Raw genomic sequence first — 11,173 nt, forward strand, 5'->3', positions numbered from 1 at the left:
GCACACTCAGGGTCGGCCGCGCAGCCGGGCGAGCAGCGCGAGCCCGCCGACGATCCCGGCGAGCGCCCGCAGCGCGGAGGCCACGACGGTGCCCCACGGAAGGTCGTCATAGACGACGAGGTTGTTGGGCACGACCGTGACGACGCCGAGGTAGGTGCCCCATGCCGCCAGCGCGCCCGTGCCGGCGAAGGCGAGGACGACGACCACGCGGGAAACCTGGTCGCCGCGCAGCGCCCACAGCGCGACGGCCGCCACCGCCCCGACGACGATGTCGACCACCCGGTGCAGCACGGGGACGTCGGCGACGACGAGGTGGACCACGCTGGACCCGAGCACGGCCGCCGCAGCGACGGCAAGCCACGTCCGCGCCACCCCGGTGCTCGACGGGACCGGTCGGCTCCCCCACCGCTTCCAGGCGTAGAGGGCGAACGCGCCGAGGAGGCCGACACCGAGGCCCGCGAACCCGGCGTAGACCATGCCGAAGACCCAGCCCTCGATCGGCGGGACCTCGGTGGTGGGCTCGGGCGGGTCGATCAGCCCGGCCACGAGGTGGACGGGCAGGGAGACGAGGATGAGGCCGAGCAGTCCGGCGCCGATCCACAGGGGCGGGACGACGAGCCACGCGGGCGCGCGGAAGCCGCGCCGCGTCAGCAGCACGACGGCGAGCGCGAACGCGACGACGTCGAGGCCCGCGGTGGCGACGTTGAGGGCGATCATCCCGGGGCTGTGCCCGAAGCCGGGCACGGAGAGCCCGACGTCGGAGCCGGTGAGCCACGCGATCTTCAGCCCGAGGTACGGGAGCGTCATGAGGACGGCGAACGTCGCCAGGGCGCGCTGCACCGGCCCGACGGTCGGGAGCTCCGCGACCGGCTCTCGGTCGGGCGGGTGCCGGTCGGGCGGGTAGGAGTCGGTCAGGGTCGGGCGACGGCGGTTCTCGTCGTCGTACGTCGGCGGGCTCTGCGTGTCGGTGGTGTGCATGCCGGTACGGTCCCGCCGGCCGGAGCGCCCCCACCACCCCCGTGCGGGTGGACGTGCTCCCTCGCGCGAGGGATCCCGTGCGCGGCGAGGGCTGCCACGATGGACCGGTGGCGGGCCGCTGGATCCGAGGGCTGCTCCACCTCATGGTGGGCGGCGCCTGCGGCGCGCTCGTCGGGTGGCTCGCGTTCGGGTTCGTGAGCACGATCCTCTCCTCCGACGGCCCCGCGCGGGTGGCGGTGACCGTTCTCGTGCTCGCCTCGGTGGCGGTGATCGGGGCGCTGCTGCTCGCCCCGCCGGTCCGCACGGCCGAGGTCGCGCTCGCGCGCGGCCTGCTCAAGGTCGACCTGCCGGAGCCCGTCGACACCACGTCCCTCGAGGCGCGGACGCGCGGCCTGCTGTGGGCGCTCGTCGTCATCGTCCTCGGGACCCTCTCCCTCGGTGCGCTCCTGTGGGCGGTTCCGCAGGGGGTGGTGCTCGTCGTCGCCGCGCTGGCACCCGGGTCCCGCGCGGGCACGCTGCCGTTCATCCTTCTCGGCGCGCACCAGGCGGTGCTGGTGGGGCTCGGGGTGGTGTGCCTCGTCGCGGGGCTCGCCCTGCAGCCGCTGCTCGTGGTGCTGCTCGAGCGCCTGGCCCTGCGGGTGCTCTCCCCGACGCCCGCGGACCGGCTCGCGCACGCCGAGCGGGAGCGCGCCCGCCTGGTCAGGGCCAACGACCTCGCCCGCGAGCTGCACGACTCCGTGGGGCACGCGCTGACCGCCATCGGTGTCCAGGCGGAGGCCGGGGCACGGGTCGCGGACGACGATCCGGCGTTCGCGCGCGAGGCGCTCGGGCGGATCGCCGAGACCACGCGCCGCGCGGTGGCCGAGCTCGACGAGGTCCTGGGGACGCTGCGCAGGGCCGACGCCCCCGGGCCGGACGCGGCACCCGCGCCCGGGTCGGCGTCGGGGATCGGGCCGTCGCGGACGACGCCGTCGGGGGCAGGTCCGGGGGCGGCCGACCCGGCGTCGGGCGCGGTGCGCGGGCCCTCCGGCGACCTGGGCCGGGTGGTCGACCTGCTCGGCGACCTCGGGCCGGACGGGACGGGTGCGGTCGTCGTCGACGTCGACGTTGCTCTCGACCCCGGACCGGCCGCCACCGCCTACCGGATCGTCCAGGAGGGCCTGACCAACGCCCGGCGGCACGGTGACGGCGCCACGTCCGGGCACGTGCGGGTCGTCGACGGCCGGATCGAGATCCTCCTCGTCAACGGGCTGCCCGCGGACCGCGAGACGGACCGTGGCCCCGATCCCGCGGCCGACCACGGGGCCGACCGCCGGCGCGGCGGTCGCGGGCTTGTCGGCATGCGCGAGCGACTCGCCGGCTGCGGAGGGAGCCTCGACGTCGGACCGGCGGACACCGGGTCCGACCCGGTCTGGCGGCTCGAGGCGCACCTGCCCGCACGCACCGGGGAGGCAGCATGACCACGGTCCTCGTCGTCGACGACGACGCGATGGTGCGCTCCGGCTTCACGGCGATCCTGCGGGCCGAGGGCCTCGACGTCGTCGGGGAGGCCGAGGACGGGGCGGCCGCCGTCGAGGTCACGCGCCGGCTCGCCCCCGACGTCGTCGTCATGGACGTGCGCATGCCGGGGATCGACGGGATCGAGGCCACCCGGCGGCTGCTGCGGCTCGACGGCGCACCGCGCATCCTCGTGGTCACGACGTTCGAGCACGACTCGTACGTGCTCGACGCGCTCGAGGCCGGCGCGCACGGGTTCCTGCTCAAGCGGGCGGGCGCGGATCAGCTGGTCCACGCCGTGCGCACGGTCGCCACCAGCGACGGGGTCCTCCTGCCCCGGTCGATCAAGGACCTCGTGCGCCGCACGGGCCCCGAGCGGTCCCGGCTGCCCGCGCTGTCGGCGCGCGAGGAGGACGTCCTGCGACTGCTCGCCCAGGGGCTGAGCAACGCCGAGATCGGGGCCGAGCTGTTCCTCGGGGTCGAGACCGTGAAGTCCCACGTCCGCTCGCTGCTGACCAAGCTCGACGTCCGCGACCGCACGCAGGCGGTGGTGCGGGCGTTCACCTCGGGCTTCGTCGACCCGGGGTGACGGTGGGGCTCGCCCCGCCGGGCCGCGGTGCACGGCGGGGACGTCTCCGCGGACCTGTACGCCGTGGGCCCCACGCGTCGCGGTTCCGCGCTCCGCGGATCCGTGCTCGGCCGGAGCCGCCCCTCACGTAGCGTGGACGCACCCGCCGCCCCGTGCGGCTCCCCAGACGAGAGGACGTCCATGTCCGAGCAGCTGCCCACCGCGTCCGGCTCCTTCGGTGAGAGCCCGACGCTCACGTTCCCGACCCCCGCCGCACCCGAGGGCCTCCAGGTCGAGGTCCTGTCCGCCGGCGACGGCGAGGTCGTCGAGGCCGGCGACACGATCGTCGTCAACTACCACGGGCAGGTGTGGGGCGGCGGCGTCTTCGACAGCTCGTACCCGCGCGGCGAGACGATCTCGTTCCCCATCGGGATGGGCGTCGTCATCGGCGGCTGGGACGAGGGCCTGCCGGGCAAGACCGTCGGCTCGCGGGTGCTGCTGTCGATCCCGCCGGAGCACGGCTACGGCGAGCGGGGCGTCCCGCAGGCCGGCATCGGCGGCGGCGACACTCTCGTGTTCGTCATCGACATCGTGGGCGTCGAGCGCCACTGACACAGCTGTCGCCGCCCGGGAGCGGGCGGACGACGAACGACGGCGGCCGGTCACCCGAGGGTGACCGGCCGCCGTCGTCAGCGGGTGGGCGGGATCAGTCGCCGCCCCGGATGATCGCGAGGATGCGCAGGATCTCGAGGTAGAGCCAGATGAGCGTGACGGCCAGACCGAAGGCCGCGGCCCACGCGTACCGGCTCGGCACGCCCGCCTTGACGCCGCGCTCGATGGAGTCGAAGTCGTGCAGCAGGCTGAAGCAGGCCAGCAGCACCGCGAACGCGCCGACGAGGATGCCGAGCGGGATGCCCATGATCTCGACGCCGGTCCGCAGGCCCCACGGGTCGTCCGAGACGCCGAAGAGCATGAGACCGAGGTTGACCAGGGAGAACAGGCCGTAGCTGACCATGCCGATGAGCATGAAGCGCGTGAGCTTGGGCGTCACGCGCACCGCGCGGGACGTGTAGAGCAGCAGCGTGACCGTGGCGACCGCGAACGTGGCGAGGACCGCCTGGATGACGATGCCCGGGAACATGCCCTCCATGACCATGGAGAAGGCACCGAGGAACAGGCCCTGGAGCCCCGCGTAGGCGAGGATGAGGCCCGGGCTCGGGTTGCGCCGGAAGGCGTTGACGAGCCCCAGAACCAGCCCACCGATCGCACCGATGAGCATCGGGGCCATCGCGGACTCGATCGGCACGAGGAACGCGGTGGCAAGGCCGACGAGGATGACGGTGCCGAGGACGATCCCGGACTTGACGATGACGTCGTCGATCGTCAGACGACCGGTGTCGACCGGTCCGGCCGCGGCACCGGCGTACTGCTGCTCGAACCCGCCCATGGGCGTCGCGCCCGGCTGGGTCTGCTGGCCGTAGCCCTGGCCCGGCTGGCCATAGCCCGGCTGCGCGTAGCCCTGCTGCACCGTGCTGGTGCCGGCACCGGCACGACTGCGCTGGCGTGGATCGTCGGAGAACACGCTCCGGTTGAAGTATGGGTTGCTCAAGGGATCCTCCTACCCGCTGAGGCACGGGGGCGTTCTGGGTGTCGCTACCGACGTCGTCCGCCGACGGCGTGTCTCCACCCCAGAGTATCGGTTCTCGCGCGCGAGGACAGCGTGCGTCCGGGTGAGTTCACCCCAGGGCGTAGCGCGTCGTGCCACGCGCCCGTGCCCGGCGTCGTGCCCGGCGTCGTGCCGCGCCTCCGTGCCGCGCCTCCGTGCCGCGCCTCCGTGCCGGGACACCGTCCGGTGCGGTCCTGGGTGCCGGTCGGCAGGGGCCACGTACTAGGTTGGCGGGCAACACACCGCCGGCAACGGCCGCGCGGACGGACCGACCCGCGAGGGGACGCCAGATGATCGAGGCCCAGGGACTGACGAAACGGTACGGGCACACGCTCGCCGTCGACCAGGTGAGCTTCCAGATCCACCCGGGGACCGTGACCGGCTTCCTCGGCCCGAACGGATCCGGCAAGTCGACGACGATGCGGATGATGATCGGGCTCGACCGGCCCACCGCCGGGAGCGTGACGATCGACGGGAAGCGCTACCAGGACCTGCGGGCGCCGCTGCACGAGGTCGGCGCCCTCCTCGAGGCGAAGGCCGTCCACCCCGGTCGCAGCGCGCGCTCGCACCTGCGGGCGCTGGCAACCACGCACGGCATCGGCCGCCGACGCGTCGACGAGGTCATCGAGCTCGCCGGCATCGGCAGGGTCGCGAAGAAGCGGGTCGGTGGCTTCTCCCTCGGCATGGGGCAGCGCCTCGGCATCGCCGCCGCGCTGCTCGGTGACCCGAAGGTCCTCATCCTCGACGAGCCGGTCAACGGCCTGGACCCCGAGGGCGTGCAGTGGGTCCGCACGCTCGTCCGCCGGCTCGCGGAGGAGGGCCGCACCGTCTTCATCTCCTCCCACCTCATGAGCGAGATGAGCATGACGGCGGACCAGCTCCTCGTCATCGGCAAGGGCCGCATCATCACCGGGGGGCCCGTCAAGGACGTCATCGACGCGTCCGTTCGGCCCGTCGTCGTCGTCCGCTCCCCCGGGATCGACCAGCTCCTCGGCACCCTCCCGGAGCAGGCGACGATCCGCCGGGTCGACGCCGAGACGATCGAGGTCGAGGACGTCGCCGCGCCGCAGATCGGCGACGCCGCGCTGCACGCCGGCGTCGCGCTGCACGAGCTCAGCCCCCGCAGCGCGAGCCTGGAGCAGGCGTTCATGACCCTCACGCACGACTCGGTCGAGTACCGCGCGGGCGAGACCGGACGCAGCGAGGTGGCCCGATGAGCACCGCCGTCGCACCGCCGGCACCCACCGGCAGGGTCACCTGGTTCGGCACGCTGAGGGCCGAGCTCATCAAGTTCTTCTCGCTGCGCTCGACGTGGTGGGTCCTCGGCATCGGCGTGGTCCTCTACGTGGCGTTCCAGTGGGCCACCGTCTGGGGCATCACCGACTCGATCGACCAGGCCGGGTTCCCGGGGCTGGGGGACATCGACGGCGTCTACCTGCTCGTGCTGGTGGCCGGGCTCCTCGCGACGACGTCCGCCATCCTCGGCGTGCTGACGATGACGTCGGAGTACTCCACCGGGATGATCCGCTCCACGCTCGCCGCGCAGCCGAGCCGCATCGCCGTGCTCTCCGCCAAGACGGTCCTCATCGTCATCGCCCTCGCGGTGCAGACCCTGGTCGCGTTCCTCGCGACGTGGGCCGTCGGCAACCCCTACATCAGCGACGCCCTGGGGCAGGGCGTGAGCCTGACCGACAGCGGCACGTGGCAGGTCATCGCCCTGTTCGTCCTCTACACCGTGACCTGCGGGATCGTCGGGGTGGGCTTCGGCGCGATCTTCCGGTCCACGGCGGGGGGCATCTCCGCCGTGCTCGTGCTGCTCATGCTCGTGCCCATCATCCTCGAGCTGCTGCCGTGGGAGTGGGTGGCCACGATCCGTGACCTGCTGCCCTCCAACGTGGCCGCGGACTACCTCGCGCCCGAGGTCGGGATGCTCGGGATGGAGAAGGCGTACTCCGACGGGGTCGGCGCGTTGGTCTCGACCGCCTGGGCGGCGGTCTCCCTCGCCGTCGGCGGAGCAGTCCTGGTCCGCCGGGACGCCTGACGGCGCTGGTGGCGGTCGACGAGGTCACGCCCGGCGGCCCGCCCGGGGCGCCGGCCGGACGGCCGGTCGCGCCGGGCACGGTCCGCGGGGCTCCCGCCCAGGTGCGTGCGGACCTCGAGGCACGGGTCGCGACCGGGTCGGAGACCGACGCCGACCCCGTGCCGCTCGGGGCGCTCGGGCGGGCCGTCGCCCGCAACCCGGTCGTCCTCGACCTCACGCTCGCCACCGCCTACGTCGCCGTCATGCTGGGCCTGGCGATCATCGCGGCGCTCGAGCAGTACACCCCGGTCGCCGTGCTCGGCATCATCCAGACCCTCGTCCTGGGATCGGCTGTCCTCCTGCGCCGCCGCGCACCGCTCGTGCTCCTCGGCACGGCCCTCGTCGTCCCCGTCCTCGCGCGCCTCGGCGACTCCGGGCTCGAGCCCGACCCGGCGGTCGTCACCGTCTGGTCCTACGACCCTTCGGTCCCGATGCCGGTCTTCGACGTCCTGTCGACGCCGCGCATCGCGCCGGTCGAGATCGTCGCCGTCGCGGTCCTCATCCTCACGATCGGCCTCGACCGGCCCGGCCGGACCACGCTCGTCGCCGCCGTGTCCGCGAGCGCCTTCGCGGTGCTCGCCAACCTGTCCTTCGGTGGGGAGGGCACCCGGCTCCTCGACGGGGCCGAGGCCGCCGGCATCGTCACGGTCGCCGCGCTCGTGGGCTCGAACCTGCGCGAACGCCGGCGACGCGTCGTACAGCTCGGCGACCGGGCCCGCCGCCTCGCGCTCGAGCGGGACCAGCGTGAGCAGCTCGCGGTGAGCTCGGAGCGCACCCGGATCGCGCGCGAGATGCACGACGTGCTGGCGCACTCCCTGTCCGTCATGGTCACGCTCGCCGACGGTGCGGTACGCACGATGGACCGCGACCCCGCTCGTGCGCGCGCGGCCCTCGAGCGACTGGCCGGCACCGGGCGTGAGGCCCTCGGCGACACCCGACGGATGGTGGGCATGCTCCGCGACGACGCGGGGACCGGACCGGCCGTCGGGGCCGGGTCGGGCCTGCCTGGCGCCCACGCCCCTCTGGCACCGCAGCCCGTGGTCGGGGACATCGAGACCCTCGTCGAGTCCTTCCGTGGGGCGGGCCTCCCGGTGACGGTCACCATCACCGGCCCGCCGCTGCCCGACGACACGACGCTCAGCCTCACGGTCTACCGCATCGTCCAGGAGTGCCTGACCAACGTGCTGCGCTACGCGCCCGGCTCGCCCTCGATCACGGTGACGGTGGCGCGCACGGCCGGGCAGGTGACGATCACGGTGGAGAACGTCTCCGGCGACGAGCCGCCCGCGTCCGGCGGGTCGGGCCGAGGTCTCATCGGCATCCGCGAGCGCGCCGCCGTGTTCGACGGCAACGTCGTGGCCGGACCGACGGATACTGGGTGGCGGGTGGAGGCGCGCCTGCGAGTGGGCGCCGGGACGACGGAGGCACGGACGACATGACCGAGATGGACGCAGGTACCGACGGCGGCGTGATCACCGTCCTGCTGGCGGACGACCAGGCCCTGCTGCGCATGGGCTTCCGCATGGTGCTCGACGCCGAGGACGACATCGAGGTGGTCGGCGAGGCCGGGGACGGCCGCACGGCGGTGGCCCAGGCGGCAGCGCTGCACCCCGACGTCATCCTCATGGACGTTCGCATGCCGGAGCTCAACGGGATCGACGCGACGGCCCGTATCGTCCGGTCCTACCCGCAGGCCCGGATCCTCATCCTCACGACCTTCGACTTCGACGAGTACGCGTTCGCCGGGCTGCGCGCCGGGGCCTCGGGGTTCCTGCTCAAGGACACGCCGCCCGGTGACCTCGTCGAGGCGATCCGCCGGGTGGCCGGCGGCGACGCCGTCATCACGCCGCGCATCACCCGCCGCATGCTCGAGATGTTCGGGCCCCGCCTGCCCGCCACGGGCCGCGAGCGCACGCCGGCCGAGCGCGACCCGCGCATCGCCAGCCTCACCTCCCGCGAGCTCGAGGTGTTCACGCTGCTCGCCCAGGGCCTGTCCAACGCGGAGATCGCGGGCGAGCTCGTCGTCTCGGAGACCACGGTCAAGACCCACGTCGGCGCCGTGCTGGGCAAGCTCGCCCTCCGCGACCGGGTCCAGGCCGTCGTCCTCGCCTACGAGACCGGGATCGTCCAGCCGGCCTGAGCGGCGGGGTCGGCGGCGGCATCGCCAAGGACGCGGTGTCCCGCCGAGGTCCCGTGCAGCCGTCGAGAGCGCGGTCCGCCACCGAGGACCCTGACGAGGTGTCGAAAGTACCGACGGCGGGGGTCCACTCGACGTGTCCACCGCGCCCTCGACACACAACCCGCGCCCTCGACACGTCCACCACACCTTCGACGCCACCACCCTGCCAAGGTCCCGTGCAGCCGTCGAGAGCGCGGTCCGCCACCGAGGACCCTGACGAGGTGTCGAAAGTACCGACGGCGGGGGTCCACTCGACGTGTCCACCGCGCCCTCGACACACAACCCGCGCCCTCGAGGCCACCGCCCTGACGCGACGGGCGGCAACCGGCCGACCTCGGCGATGGCAGCCCCCCAACCTCGCGCCGGCAGCTCACTCGACCTACCCGCCACCACCAGAGCCCCACAGGTGCCGCCCGTCCGTTCCTGTCCACAGGAACTGTCGGGTTTCGACAACCCCACCGTTGGCACCGGTCAGGCTCCGATGCATGACGCGCGCAGCTCAGGCTCCCCGACCGACGACGCCACGCCTGCTGATGGGGGACGTCCGCCACTGCCTGGATCCGCTCGCGGGCGACCATGAGAACGAGGCGGTCAAGGTTCGACGCGGCGCTGTCGCCGTCGTGCGGCGCGATCTTCGCGGTGCCGATCGGCAGCGTGAGCTCTACCGAGCGAGGAGCGTCGCGGTGCAGCAGCAGTCCCGATCGGTGCGGGCGCTGGCTCTCGAGTCGGCCGCGGCGTTCCACGGCCTCTACCTGTGGGAGTTTCCGACGACGGTGCCCGTGCTGTACCCGGGGCGTGCGAGCGGGGAGTCCGCCGACGACGTGGAGATCCACCGATTCTCGGTACGGTCCGACGACGTCGAGTCGATCGCCGGCATCCTCGTCACCACCCTGGAGCGGACCGCGATCGATCTCGCCCGGCTGCGCGACCCGGAGCACGCGATGGTTCCTCTGGATCACGCGTTCGCCAAGCTCTGCCACGCAGATCGGCGGGAGCGTGAGCGGGTGGACCGAGAGGCCGAGCTTCTGCGCGCCCGCCTGATCGGACGCCTCCGAGAGCACTTCGCCGGGGTTCGCGGCGTCCGGCGCGCCATCCGACTGATCCGCTGGGCCTCACCGTGGTCGGAGTCGGCGTGGGAGTCCCGCCTCCGGTGGATCGTGCTCACCTGGGGCGTGCGTGACGCGGTCCAGCAGTGCAGGATCGAGACCGAGCACCACCGCTGGTGGGTCGACCTCGCCATCAGGATCGGCACGTCGGACGACGGCCGGCCGCTGTGGCTCGTCGTCGAGTTCGACGGACGGACCAAGTACGGCACCGATCCCGCAGCGACGTCGGACGCCCTCGTTCGAGAGCGCCGACGGGACCGCGACCTGGAGCGAGCAGGGCACAAGGTCCTCCACCTCACCGCCGCGGAGGCCGCCGAGCCGTCCGTCGCGATCCGCCGCATCCGCGAACGCGTGCCGGACGGGACGGAGCTGGCCCTCGTCCCTGTCGTCGAGCTCATGAGCAGCGCACCAAGGCAGGTCCGGCCGGCGGAGAAGGTCCGGCGGGCGGAGAAAGCCCGGCCGGCGCAGCAGTCCCGGCCGGCGGAGGAGGTCCGGCGGTGAGCGCGCGCCCCGTGACTGGGGTTGCGCCGGAACCCTCCGGTGCCCCCAGCGGGACTCGAACCCGCACTGGGCCGGGTTTAAGCCGGCTGCCTCTGCCGTTTGGGCTATGGGGGCGCCCCCGGACCGCGGGGCAGGTGACCATCGTGCCGCACCGGTGGACTTCTGACCGGCCCCGACGACGAGCGACCCGCGAACAGTCCTGACCGGCCCCGACGACGAGCGACCCGCGAACAGTCCTGACCGGCCCCGACGACGAGCGACCCGCGAACAGTCCTGACCGGCCCCGACGACGAGCGACCCGCGAACAGTCCTGACCGGCCCCGACAAGACGTGACCCCCGAACCGGTCGGAGCGGCCCCTGCGAGACGTGACCCGCGAACGGGCCGGAGCGCCGCCGCCGAGTGGTTAGACTGCCGCCGATGCTCGTCACCGCCGAACTCAGCACCGCAGCCGAGACTGCGGTCTGCACGCTGCCGGTACACGTGGGGACCAACGGGCAGGTCTCGAGCTGGGGCGCCGCACTGGCGGGCATCCCGCCCACGGGCTGACGACGGCCGAACCCGCCCTCACCGGGCGCACACCTCGGCCGGAGGCAGAC

Annotated in this window: 11 protein-coding genes and 1 tRNA gene; 9 read left to right on the forward strand and 3 right to left on the reverse strand. The window is 73.6% G+C overall.

What is annotated here, in order from left to right:
* Positions 1–6: 6 nt before the first annotated feature.
* Positions 7–978 (reverse strand): hypothetical protein, encoded by a 972-nt coding sequence (locus tag ACZLKG_RS08820; protein WP_425709386.1) that lies wholly within the window; start codon positions 976–978, stop codon positions 7–9.
* Positions 979–1,085: 107 nt separating this feature from the next.
* Between ACZLKG_RS08820 and ACZLKG_RS08825 the strand changes: the two genes are divergently transcribed.
* From ACZLKG_RS08825 to ACZLKG_RS08835, 3 genes are all read left to right on the forward strand, one after another.
* Positions 1,086–2,438, forward strand: coding sequence for a sensor histidine kinase (locus ACZLKG_RS08825; protein ID WP_425709385.1), 1,353 nt, complete (start codon positions 1,086–1,088; stop codon positions 2,436–2,438).
* Positions 2,435–3,064, forward strand: a complete 630-nt coding sequence (locus ACZLKG_RS08830) for a response regulator transcription factor (RefSeq protein ID WP_425709384.1) — start codon at positions 2,435–2,437, stop codon at positions 3,062–3,064. The genes ACZLKG_RS08825 and ACZLKG_RS08830 overlap by 4 nt, the downstream gene beginning before the upstream one ends.
* Before the next feature lie 180 nt (positions 3,065–3,244).
* Positions 3,245–3,655, forward strand: coding sequence for an FKBP-type peptidyl-prolyl cis-trans isomerase (locus tag ACZLKG_RS08835; RefSeq protein WP_425709383.1), 411 nt, complete (start codon positions 3,245–3,247; stop codon positions 3,653–3,655).
* A gap of 94 nt (positions 3,656–3,749) precedes the next feature.
* On the opposite strand, the gene ACZLKG_RS08840 is transcribed toward ACZLKG_RS08835, so the two are convergent.
* A complete protein-coding gene (locus tag ACZLKG_RS08840) occupies positions 3,750–4,652 on the reverse strand; it encodes a Bax inhibitor-1/YccA family protein (RefSeq protein ID WP_425709382.1) in 903 nt (300 codons plus the stop codon).
* Positions 4,653–4,999: 347 nt separating this feature from the next.
* Here ACZLKG_RS08840 and ACZLKG_RS08845 point away from each other — a divergent pair, with 347 nt between their 5' ends.
* The 5 genes from ACZLKG_RS08845 (at position 5,000) to ACZLKG_RS08865 (ending at position 10,575) form a co-directional block, all read left to right on the forward strand.
* Entirely contained in the window at positions 5,000–5,926 is a 927-nt protein-coding gene (locus ACZLKG_RS08845) for an ABC transporter ATP-binding protein (RefSeq protein WP_463648538.1), read from the forward strand.
* The gene (locus ACZLKG_RS08850; protein ID WP_425709380.1) at positions 5,923–6,750 is read left to right on the forward strand and encodes an ABC transporter permease subunit; all 828 of its coding nucleotides are present in this window, start codon (positions 5,923–5,925) and stop codon (positions 6,748–6,750) included. Before ACZLKG_RS08845 ends, ACZLKG_RS08850 begins: the two co-directional genes overlap by 4 nt.
* 8 nt (positions 6,751–6,758) lie before the next feature.
* Positions 6,759–8,228: a sensor histidine kinase gene (locus ACZLKG_RS08855; RefSeq protein ID WP_463648539.1), complete on the forward strand. Its 1,470-nt coding sequence runs from the start codon at positions 6,759–6,761 to the stop codon at positions 8,226–8,228.
* The gene (locus tag ACZLKG_RS08860; protein ID WP_425709378.1) at positions 8,225–8,929 is read left to right on the forward strand and encodes a response regulator; all 705 of its coding nucleotides are present in this window, start codon (positions 8,225–8,227) and stop codon (positions 8,927–8,929) included. The genes ACZLKG_RS08855 and ACZLKG_RS08860 overlap by 4 nt, the downstream gene beginning before the upstream one ends.
* Positions 8,930–9,453: 524 nt before the next feature.
* Complete coding sequence (locus ACZLKG_RS08865; RefSeq protein ID WP_425709377.1) at positions 9,454–10,575, forward strand: hypothetical protein; 1,122 nt, start codon at positions 9,454–9,456, stop codon at positions 10,573–10,575.
* A 40-nt stretch (positions 10,576–10,615) separates the two neighbouring features.
* Here the strand turns inward: ACZLKG_RS08865 and ACZLKG_RS08870 are convergent.
* Positions 10,616–10,689, reverse strand: a tRNA-Leu gene (locus ACZLKG_RS08870).
* Between the two features lie 305 nt (positions 10,690–10,994).
* Here ACZLKG_RS08870 and ACZLKG_RS08875 point away from each other — a divergent pair.
* A complete protein-coding gene (locus tag ACZLKG_RS08875) occupies positions 10,995–11,123 on the forward strand; it encodes a hypothetical protein (protein ID WP_425709376.1) in 129 nt (42 codons plus the stop codon).
* Positions 11,124–11,173 lie beyond the last annotated feature (50 nt).

Source organism: Georgenia sp. Z2081 (assembly GCF_055326445.1).

What these genes read in the sequence shown, in the direction of transcription:
- ACZLKG_RS08820 (WP_425709386.1), bottom strand. Translation starts at nt 978, where the DNA reads ATGCACACCACCGACACGCAGAGCCCGCCGACGTACGACGACGAGAAC.
- ACZLKG_RS08830 (WP_425709384.1), top strand. Translation starts at nt 2,435, where the DNA reads ATGACCACGGTCCTCGTCGTCGACGACGACGCGATGGTGCGCTCCGGC.
- ACZLKG_RS08835 (WP_425709383.1), top strand. Translation starts at nt 3,245, where the DNA reads ATGTCCGAGCAGCTGCCCACCGCGTCCGGCTCCTTCGGTGAGAGCCCG.
- ACZLKG_RS08845 (WP_463648538.1), top strand. Translation starts at nt 5,000, where the DNA reads ATGATCGAGGCCCAGGGACTGACGAAACGGTACGGGCACACGCTCGCC.
- ACZLKG_RS08850 (WP_425709380.1), top strand. Translation starts at nt 5,923, where the DNA reads ATGAGCACCGCCGTCGCACCGCCGGCACCCACCGGCAGGGTCACCTGG.
- ACZLKG_RS08860 (WP_425709378.1), top strand. Translation starts at nt 8,225, where the DNA reads ATGACCGAGATGGACGCAGGTACCGACGGCGGCGTGATCACCGTCCTG.
- ACZLKG_RS08865 (WP_425709377.1), top strand. Translation starts at nt 9,454, where the DNA reads ATGACGCGCGCAGCTCAGGCTCCCCGACCGACGACGCCACGCCTGCTG.
- ACZLKG_RS08875 (WP_425709376.1), top strand. Translation starts at nt 10,995, where the DNA reads ATGCTCGTCACCGCCGAACTCAGCACCGCAGCCGAGACTGCGGTCTGC.